Raw genomic sequence first — 26,193 nt, 5'->3', positions numbered from 1 at the left:
CAGCGCAAGGAAGGCGTAGATTATATCGTGTTGTGATATAAATTGTCGCGCTGCATCAAGGCGTGGCAGGCGCGCGACGCGTCCGTCTTGCAAAAACCTTTCATCAGATGAAAGCTTGGCGACGCTGCAACCGCGCAAATTTGTCTGCGGCGGCGTACAATTCGGGCCACCGAATCCCCCGATATGCCACAACCACGCACGCGATGCCCGCTCTCCCGCCCGTTCCCCGGCATGGCGATCGCTTGCGCATCGTTCGCGCGCACGCCCCGATTCCCGTCTGACGCGAGCGCCGCCGACGTTTTCCCACCGACACTCCCCAAGCCAATTCAATGGACATGCTCGAAAACATGCGCCTGTTCGTGCGCGTTGTCGAAGCCGGCAGTTTCACCGCGGTCGCCAAAGAAATCGATGCGACCACCGCGCAGGTATCGCGCGCGGTGTCGAATCTCGAAGCTCACGTACAGACGCGGCTGCTGCATCGCACGACGCGCCATCTCGGCCTCACCGAAAGCGGCGAACGCTACTTCGAGCGTGCGAAATCGATCCTCGCCGAATTCGACTACGCGAACGCCGAGGCGCGCAACGCGCTGCTGCGGCCGAGCGGCAAGATGCGCATCCATGCGATGACGGGGCTCGGGCAGAGTCATGTCGTATCGTCGATCGTGCGCTACCAGGAAGACAACCCGGACGTTTCGATCGAGCTGACGCTCGCGCAGCGGATGCCGAACCTCGTCGAGGAAGGCTACGACGTGTCGATCGTGACCGCGTCGCAGCTGCCCGATTCCGGCTACGTCGCGCAGACTTGCGGAACGAGTTGCAGCGTGCTGGTGGCATCGCGCGAATACCTGGCGCGGCATGGCACGCCGACGACGCCCGATGATCTGCCGAACCACGTGTGCCTGCGCCTCGATACGCCCGCATCGCCGGCCAGCGAGTGGCGGCTCGAGCGTGGCGACGACGAGGATACGGTGTACGAGCTGCAGCCGGCACCGTTCCAGGTCAACGTACCGGATGCGCTGTGCGTCGCGGTGCGGGCAGGGCGCGGCATCGCGTGCGTCGCGCTGTACACCGTGCTCGACGACATCCGCGAAGGGCGGCTGATTCGCGTGCTGCCCGATTACCGGCTGCAGACGGTCAGCGTGTATGCCGTCTATGCGACACGCCGCTATCTCGACGCGAAGATCCGCACCTTCCTCGACCATCTGCGTACGACGCTCACGCCGGCGCTGGAGAACGATCTGCGCGAACTCGACCGGCTCGCCGTCGAGCCGGCGCCGGGCAGCCGCCAGCGCGCGTGATGCTGCCGCCGTTCGCTCGCCCGGCGGCGCCGGGCGTCATGCGTGCGGCGTGACCCGAATCCGTTCGAAGCGGCCGGCGAGCCACGCGTAGGCGGCGATGCCGATCAGCCCGTGTGCTGCGACGAACCACAGCGCGCCCGCGAACGAGCCCGTGTGCGCGACGAAATAGCCGATCGCGAGCGGCGTGACGATCCCCGCGATGTTGCCGAGGCCGTTGAACACGCCGCCGCTCAGGCCGACCATGCCTTCCGGCGCGGTATCGGCAAGCACGGCCCAGCCGACCGCCGCGAGGCCCTTGCCGAAGAACGCGATCGTCATCAGCGCGATCACGACGGTGTTCGACGACGCGCCGTTCGCGAGCACGAGCAGCGTCGCCATCGCCATCCCCACGACGAACGGCGTCTTGCGTGCGCGCGACGGATGCACGCCGCGCCGGATCAGCCAGTCCGACAGCACGCCGCCGAGCACACCGCCGGTGAAGCCGCAGAGCGCCGGCAGCGCGGCGACCCAGCCGGCCTCCATGATCGTCATTCCGCGTCCCTTGATCAGGTAGATCGGGAACCACGTGATGAAGAAATAGGTGAGCGCCGTGATGGCGTACTGGCCGACATAGATCGCCCACAGGTTCCGGTGGCGGAACAGCTGCGATGCGTCGCGCCACGATACGCGCTGCCGGTGCCGGACGCGGTTCGCCTCGAGATCGACGAGCGCGCCGCGTTGGCGCAGGTCGTCGCGCTCGGCGTCGCTCACGCGCGGATGGCTGTGCGGCTCGCGATACCACGCGAACCAGAGCGCCGACAGCGCGACGCCGAGCATCCCCATCCACAGGAACACGTGTTCCCAGCCGAGCGCGTGCGTCAGCCAGGCCATCGCGGGCGCGAACAGCACGACGGCCATGTACTGCGCGGAATTGAACAGTGCCGATGCGGTGCCGCGCTCGGCAGTCGGGAACCAGCACGCGACGATCCGCGAATTGGCCGGGAACGCCGGCGATTCGACCAGGCCGAGCATGAAGCGCATCGCGAACAGCGCGAACGTCGCGGCGGCCCCCTGCACGGCAAACCAGCCGACCGTGCCCTGCAGCATCGTGAAGACCGACCACAGCAGCAGGCTCAGGCCGTACACGCGGCGCGCGCCGAAGCGGTCGAGCAGCCAGCCGCCCGGAATCTGGCCGATCGCATAGGCCCACGCGAACGCGGAAAAGACGATACCGAGCTGCACGGGCGTCAGCCCGAGGTCGTGCGCGACGCCGGTGCCGGCGATGGACATCGTCGCGCGATCCGCATAGTTGACGACGGTGACGGCGAAGATCAGTGCGAGGACCGTGTAACGGACGCGGCCGATCGTGCGCGACGCGGTGGATGAGGCGGGCGACGCGGCGACGGCGGCGCTGCCGCTGGATCGATTGGGCATGCGAGTCTCCTGGCCTTCGTCGTGCGAAGGTGATTGGTTTGGTGTCGTGGTCGGGGAAAGCGGGCGGCGCTCAGTTCGTGACGCTGGTCGGCGGGCGCTGGCCCGCGAAGCACGCGGCGAGGTTGGCGAGCACGATCCGGCCCATGGCGTCGCGCGTCTCGTGCGTGGCGCTCGCGCGGTGCGGCTGCACGACGACGCGTTCGAGTTCGAGCAGCGCGGCCGGCACGCGCGGTTCGTCCGCGAACACGTCGAGGCCCGCGCCGGCGATCGTGCCGTCCGCGAGCGCGCGCACGAGCGCGGCTTCGTCGACGAGCTTGCCGCGCGCGACATTGATCAGGAATCCTTGGTGGCCAAGCGCGGCGAGCACGTCGGCCGTCACGAGCACGTTGCCGTGATCGGCCGATGCCGCGAGCACGAGCACGTCGCTGTCGCGCGCGAGCGCGACCAGGTCGGGCACGTAGCGGTAGCCGCTGTCGCGATGTTCGCGCGGGCCGAAGTAGCTGACCGGCATCCGGAACGCCTGCGCGCGCTGCGCGATCGCGCGTCCGACGCGGCCGAGGCCGACGATGCCGAGCCGCTTGCCCGTCACCTGCGTCGCGAGCGGCTGCGCGGTCTTGCCCCAGCGGCCGGCGCGCACGATGCGCTCGCCGGCGCCGAGGTCGCGCAGCGTCATCAGGATCAGCCCCATCGCCATGTCGGCGACGTCGTCGGTCAGCACGTCGGGTGTCGTCGTCACGTGAATGCCGCGTGCGCGGGCGCGATCGAGATCGACGGCGTCGGTGCCGATGCCGTTGATCGCGACGATTTCGAGCGCGCTCAGCCGGTCCATCAACGCGGCGGACAACCCGTTCGCGCCTCCCGTGACGACGCCGCGGATGCGCGACGCGACGCGGTCGAGCAGCGCGTCCGGCTGGTCGGCAGCGTACAGGCAATGCACCGCGTAGCGCGCGGACAGTTCGGCGTCGATGGTGTCGGGAAGCGGCTGGGTGAGCAGGATGTCGATGGTCATGAAGGTCTCGGTCGTCGTGCGCGGCGCGGGCCGCGCATCAGGTGCAACCGAGTATAGGAACCGTATCGATATCGGTCTAACATCAAGAGACTATTGATTGATTCACGATTTGAATGATTGAACTGAACCAGCTTCGTTGCTTCGTCGCCGTGGCCGAGGAACTGCACTTCGGCCGTGCGGCCAAGCGGCTCTTCATGACGCAGCCGCCGCTCAGCCGGCAGATCCAGTTGCTCGAACATGCGCTCGGCATCGCGCTGCTCGAACGCAGCAGCCGGCAGGTCAGGCTGACCGCGGCCGGCGAGCGCTTCCTGCGCGATGCGCGGCACATCCTCGAGTTTTCCGCGCGGGCCGAGCAGGCCGCGCAGCGCGTCGCGCACGGCGGGGCTGGCCGCATCACGCTCGGCTTCACGGCCGTCAGCGCGTACCGAATGATTCCGGCGCTGCTCGCGCATGCGGCGCACGCGCTGCCGGACGTCGACGTCGAACTGCGCGAAATGGTGTCGACCGTGCAGATCGACGCGCTCGCGTCGCGCATGCTCGATGCGGGCTTCGTGCGCCAGCGCGCGGCGCGCCATCCGCTCGAATACCGGCTCGTGCAGCGTGAGCCGATGCTCGTCGCGGTCGCGCAGGGCACGCCGCTGGCGGCGTACGAGCGGATCGGCCCGGACGAGCTGGACCGGCAGCCGTTCATCGCGTATTCGCCGAACGAGGGCAAGTACTTCCACGACATGATCTCGGGGATGTTCGCCAGCGCGGGGCGCTTGCCGAACTACCTGCATTACGTCGGGCAGACCCATACGATCCTCGGCCTGGTGCGTGCCGGGCTGGGTGCCGCGCTGGTGCCGGCTTCGGCGCGCGAGCTGCATGTCGACGGTGTGGTGTTCCGGCCGCTCGCGGGCGTCGACGTGGCGGCAGAGCTGTATCTCGCGTGGCGCGCGGACAACGACAATCCGGCGCTACCGCTGTTCAACGCGATGGTCGGGCAGTTTCTGACGGAAGGGGCGGACGGCGTCGTCGTTTAGAAAAAGTCAGTTGTCTGACGATATCCGCCGGCACGCCTGACGCACGCCAGGGGCCCGAGAGACCGTAATGCGCCGGCTCCGCGTTGCGCTCCGGCCCGAAATTGCCACCAGCAATCCCGGTTTTTTCATGCCCGTCACGGGAAAACCCGCATTTCGCCCTCATCGGTCGTCGTATTACTGTATCGATACACTAAATCGATACAGTCGCATCGGAAGACGCGATTGAAAAGGAGACGGCCATGAGTACCTTCACCCGGCGGCGCTTTCTGCAAACGGCGTCCGCCGCCACGCTCGCGGTCGCGGGCGGCTTGCCGGAAATCGGCCGCGCGGCGCAGACCGTGACGCTGCGCTGCTCGTCGTCGATGCCGGCCGACCAGAACGCCGCGCACTACGTGTGGTACGAGCGCCTCGCGGCGAACCTGAAGGCGAGCGTCGGCGACGCGATTCGGGTCGACTACTTTCCGAACAGCCAGCTCGGCAAGGAGAGCGACGTCGCGCAGCAGGTGAAGATCGGCGCGATCGACATGATGATCGCGGGCTCGTCGATCTGGGCCACGATCGCGCCGGAGCTCGGCATGCTCGATCTCGGCTACCTGTTCGACAGTTATGCGCACGTCGCGAAGGTGCTCGACGGCCAGGTCGGCACCAGCCTGAACGCGCTGCTGCAAAAGCGCGCGGGCTGCTCCGTGCTGACCTGGGGCTCGCACTTCGGCGGACGCTGCGTGTTCACGAAGCAGCCGGTGACGGCGCTGCAGGGCGTGAAGGGCACGAAGCTGCGCGTGTTGCCGACGCCGGCATTCATGGACACCTTCAAGGTGATGGGCGCGGTGCCGACGCCGATTCCGTTCGGCGAGCTCTACATGGCCGTGCAGACGGGCGTCGTCGACGGGCTCGAGCACGATCCGGCCACCGTGCTCGCGAGCCGCTTCGACGAGATCGTCAAGTCTTGCTGGCAATCGCACCACGTGTTCGCGGCGATGACCGTCGTGATGGGGCGGCGCGCGCTCGAGCGGATTCCGGCAAACCTGCGCCCGGCGTTCGACCGCGCGGTGGCCGACGCGACCGCGCAGCAGCGCGCGATCGCGACGCAGAAGGCCGTGCAGGCGGAGGCGGCGCTGAAGCAGCACGGGATGACGTTTCATCCGATGGCGGATGCCGAGCGCACGGCGCTGCGGCAGGCGATGCACGACCGCCTCTATATGGCATTCGCGAAGCAGTATCCGGCGACCGCGCCGCTGTTTCCGGCGATTGCCGCCGCGCGGGGTTGAGCGATGGATACCGGTTCCGTTTCGAGCGTCGCGCCGGCCGTCGACTCAGGGCGCCCCGTGCGCGCCGCCCGCGCGCTGGATGCGGCGATGCGCTGGATCGAATACGTGTCGGCCGCCGTGCTGGCCGTCGACGTGCTGGTCGTGTTCGTGTCGGTCGTCTTCCGCTATTTCCTGCACGATCCGGTCGACTGGGCCGAGGAAGTCGCGAGCGCGCTGATGATCGTGCTGGTGTTCTTCGGCGCGGCGACGGTGCTCGGCCGCAGTCAGCACGTCGGCATCGACCTGTTCCGCGGCTGGCTGCCGGCACGCTGGCAGGGCGCGCTCGTGCAGATCGGGCACTGGATCGTCGCGGCGGTGTCGCTGAACCTGCTGGCGTCGTCGTGGCAGTTGCTCGGCGACTCGTACGATCAGTTGACGACCGGCGGCCTGCCGGGATGGATCAACGTGTATCCGATGATGTTCGGCGCGCTGTTCATGAGCGTGTTCGCGCTCGCGAACGCACTGAACGCGCCGCGCCGTCGCGTGCTCGGCACGCTTGCGTGCTGCGCCGTGCTCGCAGGCGCCGTGTACGGCTGGAACGCGCTGCGGCCCGAGCACGCGATCGCGCCGGGGGCGCTGCTGATCGCCGGCTTCGTCGGCGGGCTCGTGCTGGGCGTGCCGATCGGCTTCGTGCTCGCGTTCTCGGCGCTGCTTTACTTCCTCGCCGATCCGACGCTGCCGTTGCTCGTCTACTCGCAGCAGGTGATGGCAGGTGCCGATCACTTCGTGCTGCTCGCCGTGCCGTTCTTCGTGCTGGCCGGCTTGCTGATGGAGTCGAACGGGATGTCCGCGCGGCTCGTCGAGTTGTTGCTGCGGATCTTCGGGCGCGTGCGCGGCGGGCTCGGGCTGATCGTGATCTTCGCGACGGCGTGCTTTTCCGGCGTGTCGGGTTCGAAGCTGGCCGATATCGCGGCGGTGGGCAGCGTCGTGATGCCGGCCGTGCGCCGCGCGCGGCAGGATCCCGACGAAACCGCGGCGCTGCTTGCGTGCAGCGCGGTGATGGCGGAGACGATTCCGCCGTGCGTGAACATGATCATCATGGGCTTCGTCGCGAACATCTCGATCGCGGGGCTGTTCGTCGCGGGCATCGTGCCGGCGGCCGTGCTCGCCGCGTCGCTGGCGGTCGTGACCGTGATCTGCGGACGCCGGATCGACATCGACGCGGTGTTCGTCGAACGCCGCGCGTGGCTGCCGCTCGCGGGCGGCGCGCTCGTCGCGCTGATCATGGTCGCGATGATCGGCAAGGGCGTGACGTCGGGCATCGCGACGTCGACGGAAGTGTCGGCGTTCGCGGTGGTCTATGCGCTGGTGGTCGGCTGGGCGGCGTTCCGCGAACTGACCTGGCGCTCGGTCGGCCGCGTGTTCGTCCGTGCGGCGTCGATGGCGAGCGGTATCCTGTTCATCGTCGCGGCGGCGTCGAGCGTGTCGTTCGCGTTGTCGATCGAGCAGATTCCCGCGCTCGTCTCGGGCACAATGACAGCGTTTGCCCATCAGTACGGCTCGACGGCGTTCCTGTTGCTGGCGGCGCTGCTGATGATCGTGTTCGGCGCCGTGCTCGAAGGCGCGCCCGCGCTGATCATCTTCGGGCCGCTGCTCGCGCCGATCGCGCTGCAGCTCGGCATCAACCCGCTGCATTTCGGTACGGTCGTGGTGGTGGCGATGGGGCTCGGTTTGTTCGCGCCGCCCGTCGGGCTCGGGCTGTTCACGACCTGTGCGATCACGGGGACCGAGGTCGCACGCGTGGCGCGGCCGATGGTGAAATACCTGCTGGTGCTGTTGGTCGCCCTCGTGGCGCTGATCTTCGCACCGGCGTTTTCGTTGTGGCTGCCGGCCCGTTTCGGCCTGTAGCCCGTTCATTGCAAGACGACATGAGTACGATTCAGGACGTGGCCCGTCATGCGGCCGTTTCGGTCAGCACGGTTTCGAACGTGCTCAACGGCCGCACCGATCAGATGAAGCCGGAGACGCTCGAACGCGTGAAGGCGTCGATGGATGCGCTGCAGTACCGGCCGAGCACGCTGGCGCGCCAGCTCAAGACGGGACAGACGCCGCTCGTCGGGCTGCTGGTGCCGTCGATGGCGAACCCGATGTACGGCTACATCGCGCGCGAGATCGAGGCTTGCGCGCAGGAGCAGTATGGCCATCGCGTGCTGATCGGCAACACGTACCGCGACGCGGGCAAGGAGGCGTCGTTCTTCGACGACCTGTTCGCGCACGGCGTGCGGCGCGTGATCGTGATCTCGTCGCTTGCCGACGAAAGCCACCTCGAACGCGCGGCCGAACGCGGGATGACGGTCGTCAGCTACGACCGCCGCGCAACGCCCGGCGCACAATCGAAGGTCGATCACGTGACGGCCGACAACGAGGCGGCCGCGCGGCTCGCGACCGACTGCCTCATCGCCGCGGGCCATACGCGGCTCGCATTCGCGACGGTGGCCGGCGTCACCGTGAGCCGCAGCGACAAGATTCGCGGCTTTCTCGCGGCAGCGCGCGACGCGGGCGCCGATGCGCAAGTGCTCGATGGCGGTCCGGCGAACGAATATGGCGACGCCGTGATCGTCGAAGTCGGACGTGCGCTCGGCGCCGCGCTGGCGGCCGATCCCGCGCGGCCGACCGGCATCGTCGCGGTCAACGACCTGTTCGCGCTGGGCCTGATGGCCGGGCTGCGCGACGGCGGATTGCGCGTGCCGGACGATGTGTCGGTGGTCGGGATGGATGGTCACTTCCTGTCGGCGATCTCGTGGCCGGCGCTGACCACGGTGCAACTGCCCGTCACGGACATGGCCGCGGAGATGGTGCGGCGCGTGATGCGGCACGACGGCGACCTGTCGGAGCCCGGGCAGTGCGTGTTCCCGGGCGTCACGCTCATCGAGCGCGCATCGGTCGCGCCGCCGCCGCGTGCGGTCGAATCGAACGGAGCCCCCGCATGACGCGTGTCTACGTGACCCATCCGTCCGGGATGCTCGATTACTACTTCGGTGCGAAGGCGCTGCGCGCGCTGCAGGCGATCGCGGACGTCACGTGCAATCCGCTCGACCGTGAGCTCGGCACGGACGAGCTGATCGCCGCCGCCCAAGGATGCGATGCGATGATCGCGTACCGGCAGACGCCGGCGCCGCGCGCGCTGTTCGCGGGGCTGCCCGCGCTTGCCGCGTTCCTGCGCTGCGCGGTCGACATTCGTACCGTCGACGTCGACGCGGCGAGCGAATTCGGCGTGCTGGTCACGCAGGCGAGCCCCGGTTTCGGGCCGGCCGTCGCGGAGTGGGTGATCGGCGCGATGATCGACCTCGCGCGCGGGATCGGCGCCTATGCCGCTACGTACCACCGCGGCACGCCGCCGCTGCCGCGGATGGGCCGCGAATTGCGCGGCAGCACGCTGGGCGTGGTCGGCTATGGACAGATCGCGCGCCATCTCGCGCCGATCGCGACGGCGTTCGGGATGCGCGTGCTCGTGTGCGATCCGTACGTGCGGGTCGACACGCCGTCGATCGAACAGGTCGACCGCGCGACCCTGCTGCGCGATGCGGACTACGTCGTGTGCCTCGCGCCGGCGACGCCCGCCACCGCGAACCTGTTCGACGCGGGCGCGTTCGCCGCGATGAAGCCGGGTGCGTGCTTCATCAATGCGTCGCGCGGCGAGCTCGTCGACGAGCAGGCGCTGGCCGACGCGCTCGACGGCGGCAGGCTGGCCGGTTGCGCGCTCGATGTCGGCCGGGCGACGGACCAGATGCCCACGCCCGAGCTCGCCGCGCATCCGCGCGTGATCGCCACGCCGCATATCGGCGGACTGACGCGGCCGGCGGTCGAGCACCAGGCACTCGAGACGGTCGAACAACTCGCCGCGCTGCTTGACGCACGCGTGCCGAACGGCGCGGTCAACGCCGCGCACGCGACGCGGCTCGCACGCTGGCGGTCGGTCGACGCATCCGCCGCGCCGGGCGCGCGATGACGCACGACCTGGCCGGTACACGGTCGTCGCCCGCATGCGATTGCCATATTCACATTTACGACGATGCGTATCCGCTCGCGCCGACGGCGACGTTCCGCCCGCCGCATGCGCCGGTGGACGCGTATCGCCGCGTGCAACGGGCGCTTGGCCTCGCGCGCGTGGTCGTCGTGCAGCCGACCGGTTATGGGTTCGACAACCGCTGCACGCTCGATGCGCTGGCCGCGCTCGGCCCGCAGGCGCGGGGCGTGGTGACGTTGCCGGTCGACGTGCCGGACGCCGAGCTCGAGCGGCTGCACGCGCGAGGCATCCGCGGTGTGCGGTTCATGACGCTGTCGGGCGGCGTTGCGCGATGGGACGAGCTCGAGCGGATGGCCACGCGAATCGCGCCGCTCGGCTGGCACATCGACCTGCAGCTCGATGGCCGGACGCTGCCCGACGTCGAGGCGATGCTGACGTCCTTGCCGGCGCGTGTCGTCATCGATCACACGGGCAAGTTCCTGACGCCGGTGGCTCCGGGTGCGCCGGCGTTCGTCGCATTGCGGCGCCTGCTGAATCGCGGCCACGTTTGGGTGAAGCTGTCCGCGCCTTACGAGACTTCACGATCCGGTGCGCCCGGTTACGACGACGTCGCACGCCTTGCCACCGTGCTCGCGCGCGAACATTCGGCGCGCTGCGTGTGGGGCAGCAACTGGCCGCATCCGAACGCGTCGCCGGTGCCCGACGATGCGCATCTGCTCGGCTGGTTGCACGCCTGCGCGGCGGACGAGGCGGTCGGCCGCGCGATACTCGTCGACAATCCCGCGGTGCTGTACGGGTTCGATGCGGACACCTCGATCGGCGCCGCGACGTAAGATCCTGTCGGCCGGACGCGGGCCGCGCTTCGATGGAAATCAATCCCGACCGGGTGCGATGCGTCGCGGCGTCGGCAACATCCTTACTGTTCGGAAAGCTGACGCGCCGCGCACGCTTTCGATCGCGAAAAGGCAACGCGCCGCCGTGCCGACCGCTTGACGCTGCATGCCGGTCGGCGCAGGATACGTGCGTGCATTTGGAGCGGGGCGCGCTGGCCGCGTGTTCCCGCATCAGCGACGCGCACAAGAACAACGATGAGCCTTCACGCACTCGTACCGGAATCCCGGCGCCGCAGCCGCCGGCCCGCCACGATTTTCCCGACGCCCGTCGCGTCACGTATCCGTCATCCCGTTTCGTACCGTGCATCGGTACACTTTCCCGTCCGCGCGCTGGCCGCGACGACGAGCGGTGCCGATCGGCGCCGGCGCGTCGCGCGCCAGCCCGTCGCGCCCGAATACCGTATCGCGCATGACGCTTACACCGGCGTGTCGTGACGCCGCCGCCACGCGTCCACGCATCGTGCCGTTAACGCTCCCGCGCGCGCGGCGGCACCGGAGTCCGAAGCATTTCGATTGAGCATGACGCAGCTTACGCACGCAGTTCAGTTCGAGGTTCAAGGAGAAAAACTCATGTCGCAGCTTTCGAATGAAGCAAACGGCAGTTCGGGGAGTGGCAAGGCAAAGCTGATCAAATGGGCGATCATCATCGCCGGCGTCGCGATCGCGGCACCGGCCGCGCTGTTCGTCCTGAAGGGGATGATCGCGCTGATCACGGCGGCCGTGATCGGCCTCGGGGCGATCTATCTCGCGCCGGTCGTCGCGATGAAGTTCGCGAACCAGAAGGTGAAGATGATCGTCGAGGAAGCGCAGTCGAATCCGATCGAGACGCTCATCAACCAGCTCGCGGAAAAGCGCCAGGCGGCGCAGAAATTCGCGGACAGCATCACCGCTTTCCGCACCGAAGTGAAGAACTTCGAAAACAAGACCGAGCTGTTCGAGAAGCAGTATCCGGAAGACGCGCCACGCTTTCGCGCGCAGCTCGACACGATGAAGCAACTGCTTGCGTTTCGCGAAAGCCGCTACAAGCAGGTGCAGGCGGAACTGAAGAATTTCGCCTCCGCGATCGACCGCGCGAAGGCGATGTGGGACATGTCGCAGGCGGCCCAGCACATGAACAAGCTCGCGGGCCGGCAGACGGCCGATACGTTCGAGCAGATCAAGACCGACGTGGCCGTTGATTCGGTGATGCGCTCGGTGAACAAGGCATTTTCCGAAATGGAGACGTCGCTGCTGGACAATCCCGAGGTCAAGCAGGCGCAACAGCAGGCGGTGATGAACGGCACGCCCGTGCCCGGCCCCGATGCGGCACAGGCCGCTGCATTGCCGTCGAAACCACAATAACTTCCCGCAGGCACGCAACCATGAAAAAACTTCTCGGTGCAGTCGTGTTTCTGGTGGTGCTCGTCGGCGTTTGGATCGTCCACCAGGGCGGCCTGTCGACACTGATTCCCGCGCACGATGCGGCGCCGGGCGCGACGTCCGCACAGGCAGGCGACGCGGGCCAGCCCGCGCAGACGTCGACGTCCTCCAACGTGCTGCCGGCCGGCTTCACGCCGCAGACGAGCACGCTGAAATCGATCGCCGAAAACGGCGTCGTGCGCGTCTCGGTGCAGAACCCGAGCGAGCCGTTCTTCGGCGAGGACAAGGGCGCGCCGCACGGCTTCAACGTCGAATTCGCGCGGCTGCTGTTCTCGGATCCGTCGTTCTCGCATGGCGGCAAGCCGGTCGTCGTCGATACGCGTCACGAAGTCGACACGTACCCGGGCGTGCCGAAGCAGCTGCTCGACACCGATGCGAAGGGCAACCATGTCGTCGATGTCGCGATGGACGGGCTGACGTTCCCGGACAACACGCCGGCGGGCGTCGTCTACTCGGTGCCGTACGTCGATGATTTCGGCTATTCGCTGATCGTGCGGCAAGGCTCCGCGATCCGCTCGGCCGACGATCTGGCCGGCAAGACGGTCGGCATCCTGAAGGGCGACCCGGACGTGCGTGCATTCGTCACGCGCCAGTATCCGAACGTCCGGTTCGTCGAGGTCGACGATTCCGATCCGGCGTTCATCGCGAAGAGCCTCGACGGCCATGCGGTCGACGCGTTCATCTACGACTATCCGTTCGCGGTCAGCTCGATCAAGGGCACCGACCTGAAGTTCGCGGTGACCAAGCTCGACGGCTCGAACATTGCGTACAAGATCGGCGTGCGTGCCGACGACCAGGACCTGCTGATCTACCTGAACGCCGCGATCGCGAAGCTCAAGCAGTCGCCGCAGTATCTGGACCTGCTGCGCAAGTACTTCGTCAGCGACCAGACGATGACGACCGCGGCCGCGTCGGGCGAAAAGACGTACGTGGTGAAGGCGGGCGACACGCTGAACATGATCGCGGCGAGCAAGCTCGGCAGCGGCCAGCGCTATCGCGAGATCCAGCGCCGCAACAACCTCGCGAACCCGAACCTGATCCTGGCTGGCCAGCATCTCGTGATTCCGGTCCGGTAGGCGCGGCGTGGAGCGAAGAAGGTGAAGTGGGGAAGGTGAAGCACGGCGCGCGGCACGGCGGATCGTTTTCGCCGTGCCCCGCGACGCTTTGCATCAGTGCGTGATCGACAGGAACAGGTAGGCTGCGAACAGCGACAAATGCACGACACCGTGCAGCACCGTCGTGCGTCCCTGGCTGAGCGTCAGCGTGCTGACCAGCAGCGTCAGGGACAGCAGCACGGTTTCCATCGCGCCGATGCCGAGCGTGAGCGGCTGGCCGACCCAGATGAACACGGCCGCGACGGTCGGAATCGTCAGCCCGATGCTCGCGAGTGCCGAGCCGAGCGCGAGGTTCATGCTGGTCTGCAGGCGATTCGCGCGTGCGGCGGTGACGGCCGCGAGCCCTTCGGGCAGCAGCACGAGCGCGGCGATCACGATGCCGACCGCCGCTTCCGGCGCGCCGAGCTTCATCACCGCATGCTCGACGGCCGGCGACAGCAGCTTGGCGAGCAGCACGACCGCGACGAGGCTCGCGAACAGCAGCACGAGGCTGGTCAGCGCGGTGCGGCCGCTGGGCGGCGCCGCGTGCACCGATTCGTTCGCGCTGTCGTGCTCGGTGAGGAAGTAGTCGCGGTGGCGCACGGTCTGCACGAACACGAATGCGCCGTACAGCACGAGCGACGACACGCCGGCGAACGCCAGCTGCGATTTCGAAAAGAACGGGCCCGGCGCGGCGTTCAGATAGTTCGGCATCACGAGCGACAGCACCGACAGCGACGCGAGCACCGCGAGCGCCTTGCTCGCGCCGCGCCCCTGGAAATCCTGTTCGCCGTGCTTCCACGCACCGACCAGCAGGCAGAGGCCGACGATGCCGTTGCAGATGATCATGACGGCGGCGAACACGGTGTCGCGCGCGAGGCCCGATTTCTCGGGGCCTGCGCCGAGCATCACCGACACGATCAGCGCGACTTCGATGACAGTCACGGCGACTGCGAGCACGAGCGTGCCGAACGGCTCGCCGACGCGGTGCGCGACGACTTCGGCATGGTGGACGGCGGCGAACACGGCGCCGGCGAGCGCGGCGGCGAACACGGCGATGACGAGGCCTTCGGCCGGCACGACGCGCGACAGCGCGAGTACCAGCCATGCGGCAAGCGGGGCCCAGAGGGTCCAGCGCGGGAGCTGGTTGGACGAGAGCGGCATGGACGGTTTCCTATGCGAGTGACGGCGCGCGACGTGCCGTCACGGGTTGACGAAGCCCGGCCGGATGATCCGCCGAACGAGGATGATGAAGCCGATGCGCGGCAGCACGGAACTGCGCTGCCACGGGTTCGCCGCCGTAAGGCGGCGAGGGGCGCGGGCGGGCGGAGGCCCGTCGCTGGATGAAACGGTTCGATGCGACCGAGTGCTGGAGGCGGGCACTCGCACGTGACGACAGGCATGCCGGGCGGTATTGAACCGACCCCGAAAGGGCGCGGACGATGGACGGCAACGTCGTGACACGCGGTTTCCCCCTGAAATCCGGCGAATTGTCGAATTTTATCAGGCGTTCGGGGGGCACTATCTCATATTCGAACGCTTTCATTGACCTTTCGATTTGCAAAAAGTGCCCCGACCGTTCGATTTTTTGAGTTTTACAGTTTCCGTAACGGTCTCTTGCACGACAAATTCGGGCTCGCCCTGACATAAATCTACCGACCGGTCGGTTTATAATCGCTCGCACCTCCACTTCATGACGGATCGCAAGCGATGGCTGTTTCTTCTGCACATTCGGTGAATTCGGGCGCGCTGGCGCCGTCGGCGGTCGTCGGCGTGATCGGCGCGGGCGCGATGGGCGCGGGCATCGCGCAGGTTGCCGCGGCGGCCGGCCATGCGGTGCTGCTGTACGACCTGAACGAAGCCGCGTGCGACAAGGCGCTTGCCGGCATCCGCGCGCAGTTCGCGCGGCTCGCGGAGAAGGGCCGTCTCGAGCCGGCGCAAGCGGAGGCGGCCGGCAGCCGCATTCGCGCGGTGCGCGCGCTGGACGAGTTCGCCGGCGCGGCGCTGATCGTCGAGGCGGCGGCCGAGCGGCTCGACGTGAAGCGCGAGATATTCGCGACGCTCGAGCGCCATGTCGACGATCGCTGCGTGCTGGCGACCAACACGTCGTCGATCTCGATCACGTCGATCGCGGCCGGGCTGCGAGCGCCGCAACGCGTGGCCGGCCTGCATTTCTTCAATCCGGCGCCGCTGATGGCGCTCGTCGAGGTGGTCAGCGGGCTCGCGACCGCGCCGGAAGTCGCGCAGGCGCTGTACGACACCGCCGCCGCGTGGGGCAAGCGGCCGGTGCTGGCGAAGTCGACGCCGGGCTTCATCGTGAACCGCGTCGCGCGGCCGTATTACGCGGAGGCGCTGCGCGTGCTGAACGAGCAGGGCGGCACGCCGGCGTCGATCGATGCGGTGATGCGCGAAGCCGGCGGCTTCCGGATGGGGCCGTTCGAGCTGATGGACCTGATCGGCCACGACGTGAACTTCGCGGTGACCGAGTCGGTATTTCGCGCGTACTTCAATGACCCGCGCTACACGCCGTCGCTGATCCAGCAGGAACTCGTGAACGCGGGCTTCCTCGGGCGCAAGTCGGGGCGCGGCTTCTATTCATATGCCGACGGTGCGACACCGCCCGCGCCCGAGCTGGAAGCGCCGCGCGATGCGCCGGCCGACGTCGCGCTGTTCGCGCAGGACGGCCCGGCCGCCGCGCTGCATGCACGCTTCGCTGAACGCATCGCGGGCGCACGGCAGAGCGGCGCGCATGCCGACGAACTGCTGGCCGTGGCCGGCCGCGCGTCGATCGCGCTGACCGACGGCCGCACCGCGACCGCGCGCGCCGCGCAAACCGGCGTGGCCGATCTCGTGCTCGTCGATCTTGCCCGCGATTACGCGCAGGCCGGGCTCGTCGCGCTGACGCGCGCGCTCCAGTGCAGCGATGCGGCCTATGCGGACGCGGTCGGCCTGTTCCAGCAGGCGGGTTTTCGCGTCGTCGGCGTCGCGGACGTGCCGGGCATGGTCGCGATGCGCACCGTCGCGATGCTCGCGAACGAGGCGGCCGACACGGTGAACCAGGGCGTGTGCTCGCCCGCCGATCTCGATCTCGCGATGGAGAAGGGCGTGAACTACCCGTGCGGCCCGCTCGCGTGGGCCGATGCGATCGGCATCGGCCGCGTGCATCGCGTGCTGTCGAATCTCGCGGCGAGCTACGGCGAGGACCGCTATCGCGTGTCGCCGCGCATCGCCGCGCTGCACGCGGCCGGCCGCACGTTCCGGTCGTAGCCGCCGACCCCGTTACCCCGAACACGATAACGACATCACTCCATTGGAGGAGCACCCCGATGACTCACCCGACGCATCCCGCCGCCGCCTTCGAGCCGATCGAGACCGCCAGCCGCGACGAACTGCACGCGCTGCAGCTCGAGCGTCTCAAGTGGTCGCTGCGCCACGCGTACGACAACGTCCCGCACTATCGCCGCACGTTCGATGCGGCGGGCGTGCATCCGGACGACCTGAAGTCGCTCGCCGATCTCGCGAAATTCCCGTTTTCGACCAAGAACGATTTGCGCGACAACTATCCGTTCGGGCTGTTCGCGGTGCCGCGCGAGCAGGTCGTGCGCGTGCACGCGTCGAGCGGCACGACGGGCAAGCCGACGGTGGTCGGCTACACCGCGCGCGACATCGATACCTGGGCGAACGTCACCGCGCGCTCGATCCGCGCGGCCGGTGGCCGCCCGGGCGACACGCTGCACAATGCCTTCGGCTACGGGCTCTTCACGGGCGGTCTCGGGATTCACTACGGCGCGGAACGGCTCGGCTGCATGGTCGTGCCGATGTCGGGCGGCCAGACCGAGAAGCAGGTGCAGCTGATCCGCGATTTCGAGCCGAAGATCATTCTCGTCACGCCGTCGTACATGCTGAACCTGATCGACGAGATGGTGCGGCAAGGGATGGACCCGGCCGAATCGTCGCTGAAGATCGGCATCTTCGGTGCCGAGCCGTGGACGCAGGCGCTGCGTGAGGAAGTGGAGACGCGCGTCGGCATCGACGCGCTGGACATCTACGGGCTGTCGGAAGTGATGGGCCCGGGCGTCGCATGCGAATGCGTGGAGACGAAGGACGGCCCGGTGATCTGGGAAGACCATTTCTATCCGGAGATCATCGATCCCGTCACGGGCGAAGTGCTGCCCGACGGCAGCCAGGGCGAGCTCGTGTTCACGTCGCTGACGAAGGAAGCGATGCCGGTGATCCGCTACCGCACGCGCGACCTCACCGCGCTGCTGCCGCCGACCGCGCGCACGATGCGCCGTCTCGCGAAGATCACCGGCCGCTCCGACGACATGCTGATCGTGCGCGGCGTGAACGTGTTCCCGAGCCAGATCGAGGAGATCGTCGTGGCGCTGCCGCAGCTGTCGGGCCAGTTCCAGATCACGCTGTCGCGCGACGGTCACATGGACCGGCTCGACCTCGCGGTCGAACTGCGCTCCGAAGCGGCCGCGTCGGTCACCGAAAGCGCTCGCGCGGCGCTCGCGCGCGAGTTGCAGCACCGGATCAAGACGATGGTCGGTGTGTCGTCCGGCGTGACAGTGCTGGCGGCTGGCGGCATTCCCGCGAGCGCGACCGGCAAGGCCCGGCGCGTGATCGACCGCCGCCAGGCCGCGTAATTCGGATGTTTGCCGTTCTACCTGAGGAAACCTGTTCGATGGATGGATTGAAGACCCTGGCTGTCGCCGTCGATGCGCGCGGCATCGCGACCGTCGCGCTGCAGCGCGGTGACGTGCTCAACGCGTTCGACGAGACGATGATCGCCGAGCTGACCGACGCGTTCACGACGCTCGGCGGGCGTGACGACGTGCGCGCGATCGTGCTGCGCTCGGACGGCCGCGCGTTCTGCGCGGGTGCCGACCTGCAGTGGATGCAGCGCGCGAGCGCGAACGACGCGGCCGCGAACCTGCGCGACGCCGAGCGGTTCGCCGCGATGATGCGGGCGATCCGGCAGTGCCCGAAGCCGACGGTCGCGCGCGTGCAGGGCCACGCGTTCGGCGGCGGCGTCGGCCTGTGCGCGGCCTGTGACATCGTGATCGCGAGCGATCACGCGCGCTTCTCGGTCAGCGAGGCACGTTTCGGGATCCTGCCGTCGGTGATCGGCCCGTATCTGGTCGAGGCGGTCGGCCAGCGCCAGGCGCGCCGGCTCGCGCTGACCGCGACGCAGCTCGCGGCCGCCGAAGCCGTCGCGATCGGGCTGATCCACCAGGCCGTGCCGCCCGACGCACTCGACGCGGCGCTGGACAAGACGCTCGCCGAGCTGAGCCGCAATGGCCCGAACGCACTGATGGAGATCAAGCGCTTTTTCGACGCGATCGGCGAGTATCCGCCGTCGGACGAACGCGCGGCGTTCACCGCGCAGACGATCTCGCGCGTGCGGGCGACGCCCGAAGCAAAGGAGGGCTTCGCCGCGTTCTTCGCGAAGCGGCCGCCGGCGTGGGAGCCGGTCGCCGAATAAGGGCGGGGCGCGGCCCGTCGGGCCCGCGGCGCGATTTGCGTCGCGGGCGCGGGCGCTTGCTCTACAATGCGTGACCCCCGGCGCGCCGCCGGCCCAGCCCTGACCGCTTCTTCGCTTCCGATGATCGTCAATCGCCTTATCTCCGAGATCCTGTTCGGCTTCACCGGCTTGATCGGCATCATCAATCCGATCGGCATCGCGTTCCTGTTTCTCGAGCGCACCGAGGCGCTGACCGAGCACGAGCGGAACCTGCTCGCGAAGAAGGTGGCGTTCAACGCGTTCATCGTGTTGCTGGTCGCGTTCTTCGCTGGCACGCCGGTGCTGCACTTCTTCGGGATTTCGATGGAAGCGCTGCGGATCGGCGGCGGCTTCGCGGTCGCCGTCGCGGGGTGGCAGATGCTGAACGAGCCTGACGGCCCGGCGGGCGGCGGCGATACGCCGATCAAGCCGATCAATGCGAACGCGATCATGACCCGCGCGTTTTTTCCGCTTACCGTCCCGCTGACGGTTGGCCCCGGCTCGATCGCCACCGCGATCGCGCTGAACGCGAATCGCACGCACAAGCTGTCGGAGTTCATGCTGTCGAGCATCGTGTCGATCGCGGTTTCCGCGCTCGTCGCGGTCGTCATCTGGCTGACCTACAGCCGTGCCGCGCTACTCTCGCGCTATCTCGGCACCGAAGGCACCAAGGTCGCGAAGCGCGTGTCGGCGTTCCTGCTGCTGTGCATCGGCGTGCAGATCATGCTGACCGGCTTCTCCGAATTCCTGCAGCCGCTCGCCGACCAGATCAAGTAACTTCGTTCGTCATTCGACGCGCAACCCGGGCCCGAGCGACGTGTCCGGGCTGCGGGGGGCGTTCGTCCGTCCGGCCTTGGCCGGCAGCGCGCGTGCGCACCGATACGCGTTTGCGCGCCGCGGGATACCATGCGACGTCCGGCGGATGCATGCCCCGGCGTTCGCGCCCGGCGCGGCGAACCGGGGTGCGCATCCGGCCGTCACCCCACTTCAATGACGAGGCGCGCGATGGAATACGTGAAATTCGGGTCGACCGGGATGGACGTGTCGAAGCTGGTGCTGGGCTGCATGACGTTCGGCGAGCCGTCACGCGGCACGCATCCGTGGACGCTGCCGGAAGCGGAAAGCCGCCCGATCATCCAGCGCGCGATCGAGGCCGGCATCAACTTCTTCGATACCGCGAACATGTATTCGGACGGCACGTCGGAAGAGATCGTCGGCCGCGCGCTGCGCGACTTCGCGAAGCGCGACGACGTCGTGATCGCGACCAAGGTGTTCTACCGGATGCGGCCGGGGCCGAACGGCGCGGGGTTGTCGCGCAAGGCGATCATGACCGACATCGACCAGAGCCTGAAGCGGCTCGGCACCGACTACGTCGACCTGTACCAGATCCACCGCTGGGATTACGGCACGCCGATCGAGGAGACGCTCGAGGCGCTGCACGACGTCGTGAAGGCCGGCAAGGCGCGCTACATCGGCGCGTCGTCGATGTTCGCGTGGCAGTTCGCGAAGGCGCTGTACACGTCGAAGCAGAATGGTTGGACCCGCTTCGTCAGCATGCAGAACCACCTGAACCTGCTGTATCGCGAGGAGGAGCGGGAAATGCTGCCGCTGTGCGAGGCCGAAGGCGTCGCGGTGATTCCGTGGAGCCCGCTCGCGCGAGGTCGGCTGACGCGCAACTGGGACGAGTCGTCCGGCCGGCAGCAGAGCGACGACGTCGGCCAACGGCTCTACGACGCGACGGCCGATGCCGATCGCGCGGTCGTCGAGGCCGTTGCCGCGATCGCCGCCGCGCGCAACGTGCCGCGTGCGCAGGTCGCGCTCGTGTGGGTCGCGCACAAGCGCGGCGTCACCGCACCGATCGTCGGCATCTCGAAGCCGCATCATCTGGACGATGCGCTCGGGGCCCTGCAACTGAAGCTGACGGACGACGAAATCGCGGCGCTTGAGGGCCCTTACGTGCCGCACGCGGTGGCTGGCTTCAACTGACCAACCGCGCGAAACCGGCGGGCTGCCGCCGCCGCCCCGTCGCGCACGGCGTTCAGCGCGCGGCGGCGAACATCGGGTAGGTGAACAACCCGAAGTGGATCGCGTTCAGCCCCGCATGCGCGAGCGCGGACGCGAGCAGCCCGCCGCGCCGCCAGGCGAGACCATAGCCGAAGCCGGCCACCGTGCCGAGCACGATCCAGGGCCAGCCGCCGGCCGCGTGCGCGGCGCCGAACAGCACCGCGCCGATCGCAAGCGCGGCCCATGGCCCCCATCCGAACCGTCCGAGCACGCGCGTGAGTCCACCCTGCACGTAGCCGCGGAACAGCGCTTCCTCGGCGAGCGTGACGAGCAGCACGTTGTTGACGAGCCACATCCAGCCCGACGCCGGCCATTTCGGCGCCCAGCCGACCATCCCGAAGGCGAGCGCGCCGGCCAGGCAGGCCGCCGCCGTCGCGACGGCCGCCACGGCACCGGTGCGCAACGCGCGCGCCGGCGGGACGTCCGGCGCGGTCCACGGCAGCGCCCACAGCAGCCACAGGCCGACGAGCGGCTTGTCGAAATTCAGGTACATCGTGAACGGCACGGCATCCGGCGTGAAACGCATCGGCTCGATCACGCGCGGATTGTGGAAGCCGGGGATCAGGTGCAGGGTCAACGCGATCGCGAGCGCGGCAAACACGACGTGCGCGCCGATCCGCACCGCGAACGGACGGCCCGGCGCGACGCCCCAGGCGGCGGCCACGAGCAGCGCGATCGGCGCGAGCACGATCGGCTCGAGCTTGCCGAACGCCAGCGCAGCGGCATAGCCGAGCGCGGCAAGGGCGATGCTCAGGACGTGCAGCGGGCGCTGCCACGCGAATGCAGCGGCCGCGAACAGCGCGAGCCAGATCGTGGCACACGGGAGAAGCGAGAGAGACATGGGGCGATGCAGGGTCGGACGAAACGCCGCGCATCATACCCTAGCGGCCGTGACATGCCGCGGGGCGGGCAGTCAGCGGCCGGCGATTTCGGTGACGCCGTCGCGGCCAGGGATGTCGACGCGGTTGCGCTCGCGCATTCGCCGCCGGTACCAGAAGGTCCACAGCAGCAGCGTGCCGAACACCGTGTAGCCCATGATCGGCGACACGACGAGCACGCGCTCGACGGGCCATGTGACGACCATCCACAGGCGCAGCAGCATCTCGAGCGTCATGCACGCGCCCCACACGAAGGTCATCAGCCGCAGCATCTGGCGCAGCCCCGGCTGCTCGGCCCAGACCGCCTCGAAACGCGCGGCGCCGCCGGCCATCTCGCGGGCCACCGTCGCGCGCGCGAGATAGAAGATCAGCGGACGATCGCGGAACAACGACAGCAGGAACACGACGCCGATCGTGCCGGACGCGAGCGATTCGCGCATCAGCAACGTGCGCGCGCTGCCCCCGAGCGCCATGCCGGCGATCGACAGCGCGATGCCGAGCAGCACGACGGCAGCCACCGCATCGATGCGGCGCGAGCGGATGAATTCGACGACGGACCAGACGATCGGTGGAATCGCCGACGCATACAGTGCACCGGTTTCGCCGAAATACGGATGCGCCACCCGGTATGCGACCCAGGGCAGCAGCAGGTTGACGACGAGTTCGAGGATCAGGCCGGCTCGTGGTTTCACGGAAGCGGGTGCGCGGGCGGGGCGCGGGGCGGTGATGTCGCTTCGAGTATATCGAAGTCCGACCCCGCGCGCCCGCGCCCGGTGCCGTTGCGCGCGCACCGAGAACGGGCGGGACCATGTACCGGCCGGGCGGGCGTCGCGGCGGCGACAGGGTTGCCCCGGCACCGTTCGGCGCCGCGTCCGTCCGGCACGCGGCGGTCATCGGCCGGTCCGAGGTTCGTCAGGCGGTCGCGGGCTGGACGATGATCTTCACGTTCCGATCCTTGTGGTTGACCAGTTCCTCGAAGCCATGCGTGACGATGTCGCCGAGGTTGATGCGTCCGGTGATCAGCGGCTGCACGTCGATGCGGCCGTCCGCGATGAAGCGGATCACGTCCGCGAATTCGCCGTTGTACGCGAGCGATCCGATCACTTCCTTCTCGGTCGACACGATGTCGAAGAAGTTGAACGACGTCGGCTCCTCGAAGATGCCGACCATCACCGACCTGCCGGCCTTGCGGATCACGTCGATCGCAAGCTGCGCGGTGGCCGTGTGCCCGATGCACTCGAACGACACGTCGGCACCGTAGCCGCCCGTCAGCGCCTTGACTTCCGCGATCGCGTCGGACGCCTTCGGGTCGATCACGACCGTCGCGCCGACTTCCAGCGCCTTCTGCTTGCGCGCGGCCGACATTTCCAGCGCGATCACGCGTCCGGCGCCCGCGGCCTTCGCGCACATGATCGTGCACAGGCCGATCGTGCCGGCGCCGACTACGACGACGGTCTGGCCGACGATGTTGCCGGCCTTCTTCACCGCATGCAGCCCGACCGCGAGCGGCTCGATCAGCGCGCCGGCCTCGGTCGGGAAGTCGTCGGGCAGCTTGTACAGCAGTTCGGCCGGCACGTTGACGAATTCGGCGAACGCACCGTTGTTCATCAGCCCGGTGAACGCGAGGTTCTCGCAGATGTTGTACAGCCCGTGCCGGCAATACCAGCAGGTGCCGCAATGCTGGCACGCGTCGGCCGTCACGCGCTCGCCGACCGTGAAACCCGTCACGCCGGCGCCGAGCGCCGCGATTTCTCCGCTGAATTCGTGGCCGAGGATGCACTGTCCCTTAAGGCCCGTCAGCGGATGCGGCGCGTCGACGGGGATGAACACGGGCCCGGCGACGTACTCGTGCAGGTCGGAGCCGCAGATCCCGCACCAGTGCACGCGGATCTGGACCCAGCCGGCCGGCGGATGCGCCGGAACGGGAACCTCCTCGACGCGGATGTCGTTGCGGCCGTGCCAGACGGCGGCCTTCATGCTGGGAGCGGTGTTCGGTGCCGGTGTACTCACGTTGCTGTCTCCGTCAGGTTGTTGTCGGACGCGCGGCAAGGGGTTGATGCGTCCGTCGCGCGATTGCGCGAGCGACCGACATGCAGGAACGGGGCCAGCCCGAATGGGCGGTCGGGTGGTGACGGAGCGGGAGGGGCGGTGTGCGGTGCAGCAACTGGCCTTGCACCGGCATCAGCGCGTGCAGAGCGAATCGTGCCTGAAATTTGCTGCGCTTGCGACGGGTTGGGGCGGGTGAGACCCCGGGACATTCGTCTCAGCTGATTGAGACGAAACGTGAGACGCGTGGCTGGGTGGCTGCGCCTCCACCACCGTCGTGCCAGCCAATTGTGCCGATCGGTGAAACGCATCGTTGCGCCCACTCCCCCCTTTACTTGAAGTCAAGTTCAATTTGTATCATCTGCGGCAATGTCCGATCGCATGCGTGCGCGGCGGTGGCACCGGAGGCGGCGCATGACCGAATCGGCCGGCGCTGCTGCGCGAAGGGCCGAGCGCGGCGCGGCTCGTTTCAATCTTCACTGAAGGTCGTCCAGGATGCCAAACTTCATCGAAAGCCTGATCTGCGGGTACGTCTCGTACCACATGCTGGTAGCCGACGAGCGGGACGCGATGCCGCTGCCGGCAGAGGTCGGGGTGGCCCGGCCGCCGGAGCGCGCCGGTCGTGCGTCATCTCCGGAGCCTGTCGCACCTGGCGTTTCACCGTTGCGGCCGCAACTGTTCGTGTCGGTTCTGGAAGCTGGCGACGACGGCTTGCTGGTGCGCTGGAGCGAAAGCGGGCGCTGCCATTACGGCGAGCAACGCTGGCGCTTGCGCGTCGCGTTGCAGGCGGGCCGCTGCGCGATCTCGGGGCAGGCGATCGAGCCGGGTGAACCGGTGTACCGGCCGGTGCGGCGGCCGGTGCCCGTCAACGGCGACGAGATGATCCACCCCGCGTCGGTGCCGCCTGCGGCCGGCGCCGCGCGTCACGTTGCACCAGCCTGCGGCGAGGCGACGGATCCGGACGATGCCCTGGGCTGAGCGCGACCGGTTGCACCTGCGTGTTACTTGAGATCTTTCCGGTACTGAATGAACCCCGCGTTGGTCGCGAGCTTGTCGTACAGCGCGCGCGCGGTCGTATTGGTTTCGTGCGTGAGCCAGTACACGCGGCTCGCGCCGGCTTCGCGGGCCCGCTCGTACACGGCCTCGATCAGCGCACCGCCCGCGCCTTGTCCGCGTGCGTCGGCCGCCGTGAACAGGTCCTGCAGATAGCAGTACGGCCCTTCGGTCCAGCATGAGCGGTGATAGATCGCGTGCACGATGCCGACCAACGTGCCGGACGCATCGAAGGCGCCGAGCGCGAACATCGGTTCGGCGGGATCCATCAGGCTCGCCCATGTCGTCGCGAACACGGCGTCGCTCAGCGCGGTCTCGTAGAACCGCTGGTACCCCTGCCACAGCGGGCGCCACGCGGCTTCGTCGGCGGCGACGAGCGGTCGGACCGTGATGCGCGTCGCGTCGTTCTCACGGCTGGCTGCGTCGCGCGCCCGCGCCCGCGCGTGGCGGATCGTAACGAGCGACTCGCGTTGCGTACCGCTGGCGTCGAAGTTTTCCGGCGAGAGCCACGCTTCGAACGCGGCGCGCACGTCCGGCCATTCGCCGTCGATGATCGAGAACCATGCCGTGTCGCGATTGCGGCCCTTGTAGATGATCGCCTGCCGGAACGTGCCCTCGTAACGGAAGCCGAGCCGCGCGGCCGCCTTGCGCGACGGCTCGTTGAGCGCGTCGCACTTCCATTCGTAGCGGCGGTAGCCAAGCGTGTCGAACGCGTACTTCATCAGCAGGTACTGCGCTTCCGTCGAAATCGGCGTGCGCTTGAGCCGCGGCGAGAACGTGACGGAGCCCACCTCGATTACGCCGTTGGCCGGGTCGATGCGCATCAGCGCGAGCGTGCCGACCGCGCGGTTCGTCGCGCGGTCGATCACCGTGTAGTGCAGCGGATCGGCGCTCGCCGCCGCGCCGCGCGCGTAGTCGCGGTAGCTCGACTCGTCGGCGTACGGCCCGTGCGCGAGATAGGTCCAGTCGCCGCCGTCGGGCGCCAGCGCATATGCGGCGTACAGGTCGGCGGCATGGCGGTCGGCGTCGAGCGGTTCGAGGCGGCAGTAGCGGCCCTCGAGCACGATGCGCTCCGGGCGCGCGCGCGCGGACCAGTCGGGAACGGGGTGGCCGATGGGCTGCTGGAAGTCGTTGGTGAGCGTGGACAAGGTCGATCTCGCTTCGGTTGGCGGCCGGCGACATGCCGGCATGCAGACGATCGTAGTCCCGGCGAGGTACCATGAG

Annotated in this window: 23 protein-coding genes; 15 read left to right on the top strand and 8 right to left on the bottom strand. The window is 68.3% G+C overall.

The features are described 5' to 3' along the window. The first annotated feature begins 329 nt into the window (after positions 1 to 329). Positions 330 to 1,298, top strand: a complete 969-nt coding sequence (locus LGM71_RS06980) for a LysR family transcriptional regulator (RefSeq protein WP_059607251.1) — start codon at positions 330 to 332, stop codon at positions 1,296 to 1,298. Between the two features lie 36 nt (positions 1,299 to 1,334). Here the strand turns inward: LGM71_RS06980 and LGM71_RS06975 are convergent, their stop codons facing one another. Together LGM71_RS06975 and LGM71_RS06970 are read right to left on the bottom strand one after the other, a co-directional pair. Further along, positions 1,335 to 2,711, bottom strand: coding sequence for an MFS transporter (locus tag LGM71_RS06975; RefSeq protein WP_175815663.1), 1,377 nt, complete (start codon positions 2,709 to 2,711; stop codon positions 1,335 to 1,337). Positions 2,712 to 2,781: 70 nt separating this feature from the next. Continuing rightward, positions 2,782 to 3,720: a 2-hydroxyacid dehydrogenase gene (locus tag LGM71_RS06970; RefSeq protein ID WP_226114387.1), complete on the bottom strand. Its 939-nt coding sequence runs from the start codon at positions 3,718 to 3,720 to the stop codon at positions 2,782 to 2,784. Positions 3,721 to 3,833: 113 nt separating this feature from the next. Here LGM71_RS06970 and LGM71_RS06965 point away from each other — a divergent pair, with 113 nt between their 5' ends. The 6 genes from LGM71_RS06965 (at position 3,834) to LGM71_RS06940 (ending at position 10,849) form a co-directional block, all read left to right on the top strand. Beyond that, a complete protein-coding gene (locus LGM71_RS06965; RefSeq protein WP_059607255.1) occupies positions 3,834 to 4,742 on the top strand; it encodes a LysR substrate-binding domain-containing protein in 909 nt (302 codons plus the stop codon). 239 nt (positions 4,743 to 4,981) lie between these two features. Next, positions 4,982 to 6,010, top strand: a complete 1,029-nt coding sequence (locus LGM71_RS06960; protein ID WP_226114386.1) for a TRAP transporter substrate-binding protein — start codon at positions 4,982 to 4,984, stop codon at positions 6,008 to 6,010. A gap of 3 nt (positions 6,011 to 6,013) precedes the next feature. Continuing rightward, complete coding sequence (locus LGM71_RS06955) at positions 6,014 to 7,897, top strand: TRAP transporter large permease subunit (protein WP_226114385.1); 1,884 nt, start codon at positions 6,014 to 6,016, stop codon at positions 7,895 to 7,897. An 8-nt stretch (positions 7,898 to 7,905) separates the two neighbouring features. Beyond that, complete coding sequence (locus LGM71_RS06950; RefSeq protein ID WP_226114383.1) at positions 7,906 to 8,979, top strand: LacI family DNA-binding transcriptional regulator; 1,074 nt, start codon at positions 7,906 to 7,908, stop codon at positions 8,977 to 8,979. After that, entirely contained in the window at positions 8,976 to 9,998 is a 1,023-nt protein-coding gene (locus LGM71_RS06945) for an NAD(P)-dependent oxidoreductase (protein ID WP_124906354.1), read from the top strand. The genes LGM71_RS06950 and LGM71_RS06945 overlap by 4 nt, the downstream gene beginning before the upstream one ends. After that, positions 9,995 to 10,849 carry an amidohydrolase family protein gene (locus LGM71_RS06940; protein ID WP_226114381.1) on the top strand — a complete coding sequence of 285 codons (855 nt, stop codon included), beginning with the start codon at positions 9,995 to 9,997 and terminating at the stop codon, positions 10,847 to 10,849. Before LGM71_RS06945 ends, LGM71_RS06940 begins: the two co-directional genes overlap by 4 nt. A gap of 333 nt (positions 10,850 to 11,182) precedes the next feature. Here LGM71_RS06940 and LGM71_RS06935 read toward each other — a convergent pair whose 3' ends face one another. Next, positions 11,183 to 11,467, bottom strand: a complete 285-nt coding sequence (locus tag LGM71_RS06935; protein WP_226114380.1) for a hypothetical protein — start codon at positions 11,465 to 11,467, stop codon at positions 11,183 to 11,185. A gap of 12 nt (positions 11,468 to 11,479) precedes the next feature. Between LGM71_RS06935 and LGM71_RS06930 the strand changes: the two genes are divergently transcribed. Both LGM71_RS06930 and LGM71_RS06925 read left to right on the top strand, forming a co-directional pair. After that, positions 11,480 to 12,250, top strand: a complete 771-nt coding sequence (locus tag LGM71_RS06930; protein ID WP_226114378.1) for a hypothetical protein — start codon at positions 11,480 to 11,482, stop codon at positions 12,248 to 12,250. Positions 12,251 to 12,270: 20 nt separating this feature from the next. After that, positions 12,271 to 13,404 (top strand): LysM peptidoglycan-binding domain-containing protein, encoded by a 1,134-nt coding sequence (locus tag LGM71_RS06925; protein WP_226114377.1) that lies wholly within the window; start codon positions 12,271 to 12,273, stop codon positions 13,402 to 13,404. Positions 13,405 to 13,497: 93 nt separating this feature from the next. Here the strand turns inward: LGM71_RS06925 and LGM71_RS06920 are convergent, their stop codons facing one another. Continuing rightward, positions 13,498 to 14,586, bottom strand: coding sequence for a calcium:proton antiporter (locus LGM71_RS06920; protein WP_059607271.1), 1,089 nt, complete (start codon positions 14,584 to 14,586; stop codon positions 13,498 to 13,500). Between the two features lie 546 nt (positions 14,587 to 15,132). On the opposite strand from LGM71_RS06920, the gene LGM71_RS06915 reads away from it, so the two are divergent. The 5 genes from LGM71_RS06915 to LGM71_RS06895 all read left to right on the top strand — a co-directional run bounded on the left by LGM71_RS06915 (position 15,133) and on the right by LGM71_RS06895 (position 20,914). Beyond that, complete coding sequence (locus LGM71_RS06915) at positions 15,133 to 16,689, top strand: 3-hydroxyacyl-CoA dehydrogenase (protein ID WP_226114375.1); 1,557 nt, start codon at positions 15,133 to 15,135, stop codon at positions 16,687 to 16,689. A 59-nt stretch (positions 16,690 to 16,748) separates the two neighbouring features. Continuing rightward, positions 16,749 to 18,071, top strand: a complete 1,323-nt coding sequence (paaK, locus tag LGM71_RS06910; RefSeq protein ID WP_226114374.1) for a phenylacetate--CoA ligase PaaK — start codon at positions 16,749 to 16,751, stop codon at positions 18,069 to 18,071. Between the two features lie 38 nt (positions 18,072 to 18,109). Beyond that, positions 18,110 to 18,910, top strand: coding sequence for an enoyl-CoA hydratase-related protein (locus tag LGM71_RS06905; RefSeq protein WP_226114372.1), 801 nt, complete (start codon positions 18,110 to 18,112; stop codon positions 18,908 to 18,910). A 120-nt stretch (positions 18,911 to 19,030) separates the two neighbouring features. Beyond that, a complete protein-coding gene (locus tag LGM71_RS06900) occupies positions 19,031 to 19,705 on the top strand; it encodes a MarC family protein (protein ID WP_059819240.1) in 675 nt (224 codons plus the stop codon). A gap of 228 nt (positions 19,706 to 19,933) precedes the next feature. Further along, positions 19,934 to 20,914 carry an aldo/keto reductase gene (locus LGM71_RS06895; protein WP_226114371.1) on the top strand — a complete coding sequence of 327 codons (981 nt, stop codon included), beginning with the start codon at positions 19,934 to 19,936 and terminating at the stop codon, positions 20,912 to 20,914. 52 nt (positions 20,915 to 20,966) lie between these two features. Here LGM71_RS06895 and LGM71_RS06890 read toward each other — a convergent pair whose 3' ends face one another. The 3 genes from LGM71_RS06890 to LGM71_RS06880 all read right to left on the bottom strand — a co-directional run bounded on the left by LGM71_RS06890 (position 20,967) and on the right by LGM71_RS06880 (position 23,847). Beyond that, positions 20,967 to 21,833 (bottom strand): CPBP family intramembrane glutamic endopeptidase, encoded by an 867-nt coding sequence (locus LGM71_RS06890; RefSeq protein WP_226114370.1) that lies wholly within the window; start codon positions 21,831 to 21,833, stop codon positions 20,967 to 20,969. Positions 21,834 to 21,905: 72 nt separating this feature from the next. Next, on the bottom strand, positions 21,906 to 22,562 hold the full coding sequence (locus tag LGM71_RS06885; protein ID WP_059607286.1) for a VC0807 family protein: 657 nt from the start codon (positions 22,560 to 22,562) through the stop codon (positions 21,906 to 21,908). A 220-nt stretch (positions 22,563 to 22,782) separates the two neighbouring features. Continuing rightward, complete coding sequence (locus LGM71_RS06880) at positions 22,783 to 23,847, bottom strand: 2,3-butanediol dehydrogenase (protein ID WP_226114765.1); 1,065 nt, start codon at positions 23,845 to 23,847, stop codon at positions 22,783 to 22,785. Positions 23,848 to 24,411: 564 nt separating this feature from the next. Here LGM71_RS06880 and LGM71_RS06875 point away from each other — a divergent pair. Then, positions 24,412 to 24,894, top strand: coding sequence for a DUF3331 domain-containing protein (locus LGM71_RS06875; RefSeq protein WP_151052376.1), 483 nt, complete (start codon positions 24,412 to 24,414; stop codon positions 24,892 to 24,894). Positions 24,895 to 24,917: 23 nt separating this feature from the next. Here LGM71_RS06875 and LGM71_RS06870 read toward each other — a convergent pair whose 3' ends face one another. After that, positions 24,918 to 26,117 (bottom strand): GNAT family N-acetyltransferase, encoded by a 1,200-nt coding sequence (locus tag LGM71_RS06870; protein WP_226114369.1) that lies wholly within the window; start codon positions 26,115 to 26,117, stop codon positions 24,918 to 24,920. Positions 26,118 to 26,193: the final 76 nt, after the last annotated feature.

The sequence above is a fragment of the Burkholderia sp. AU33545 genome, from assembly GCF_020419685.1.
Classification (GTDB): domain Bacteria; phylum Pseudomonadota; class Gammaproteobacteria; order Burkholderiales; family Burkholderiaceae; genus Burkholderia; species Burkholderia diffusa.
Note: the sequence above shows the minus strand (reverse complement) of the source record. Positions and strands in the feature narration are given on the sequence as shown.

Coding starts and splice junctions, on each gene's coding strand:
- LGM71_RS06980 (WP_059607251.1), top strand. CDS start 330: ATGGACATGCTCGAAAACATGCGCCTGTTCGTGCGCGTTGTCGAAGCC.
- LGM71_RS06975 (WP_175815663.1), bottom strand. CDS start 2,711: ATGCCCAATCGATCCAGCGGCAGCGCCGCCGTCGCCGCGTCGCCCGCC.
- LGM71_RS06970 (WP_226114387.1), bottom strand. CDS start 3,720: ATGACCATCGACATCCTGCTCACCCAGCCGCTTCCCGACACCATCGAC.
- LGM71_RS06965 (WP_059607255.1), top strand. CDS start 3,834: ATGATTGAACTGAACCAGCTTCGTTGCTTCGTCGCCGTGGCCGAGGAA.
- LGM71_RS06960 (WP_226114386.1), top strand. CDS start 4,982: ATGAGTACCTTCACCCGGCGGCGCTTTCTGCAAACGGCGTCCGCCGCC.
- LGM71_RS06955 (WP_226114385.1), top strand. CDS start 6,014: ATGGATACCGGTTCCGTTTCGAGCGTCGCGCCGGCCGTCGACTCAGGG.
- LGM71_RS06945 (WP_124906354.1), top strand. CDS start 8,976: ATGACGCGTGTCTACGTGACCCATCCGTCCGGGATGCTCGATTACTAC.
- LGM71_RS06940 (WP_226114381.1), top strand. CDS start 9,995: ATGACGCACGACCTGGCCGGTACACGGTCGTCGCCCGCATGCGATTGC.
- LGM71_RS06930 (WP_226114378.1), top strand. CDS start 11,480: ATGTCGCAGCTTTCGAATGAAGCAAACGGCAGTTCGGGGAGTGGCAAG.
- LGM71_RS06925 (WP_226114377.1), top strand. CDS start 12,271: ATGAAAAAACTTCTCGGTGCAGTCGTGTTTCTGGTGGTGCTCGTCGGC.
- LGM71_RS06920 (WP_059607271.1), bottom strand. CDS start 14,586: ATGCCGCTCTCGTCCAACCAGCTCCCGCGCTGGACCCTCTGGGCCCCG.
- LGM71_RS06915 (WP_226114375.1), top strand. CDS start 15,133: ATGGCTGTTTCTTCTGCACATTCGGTGAATTCGGGCGCGCTGGCGCCG.
- paaK (WP_226114374.1), top strand. CDS start 16,749: ATGACTCACCCGACGCATCCCGCCGCCGCCTTCGAGCCGATCGAGACC.
- LGM71_RS06905 (WP_226114372.1), top strand. CDS start 18,110: ATGGATGGATTGAAGACCCTGGCTGTCGCCGTCGATGCGCGCGGCATC.
- LGM71_RS06900 (WP_059819240.1), top strand. CDS start 19,031: ATGATCGTCAATCGCCTTATCTCCGAGATCCTGTTCGGCTTCACCGGC.
- LGM71_RS06895 (WP_226114371.1), top strand. CDS start 19,934: ATGGAATACGTGAAATTCGGGTCGACCGGGATGGACGTGTCGAAGCTG.
- LGM71_RS06890 (WP_226114370.1), bottom strand. CDS start 21,833: ATGTCTCTCTCGCTTCTCCCGTGTGCCACGATCTGGCTCGCGCTGTTC.
- LGM71_RS06880 (WP_226114765.1), bottom strand. CDS start 23,847: ATGAAGGCCGCCGTCTGGCACGGCCGCAACGACATCCGCGTCGAGGAG.
- LGM71_RS06875 (WP_151052376.1), top strand. CDS start 24,412: ATGCCAAACTTCATCGAAAGCCTGATCTGCGGGTACGTCTCGTACCAC.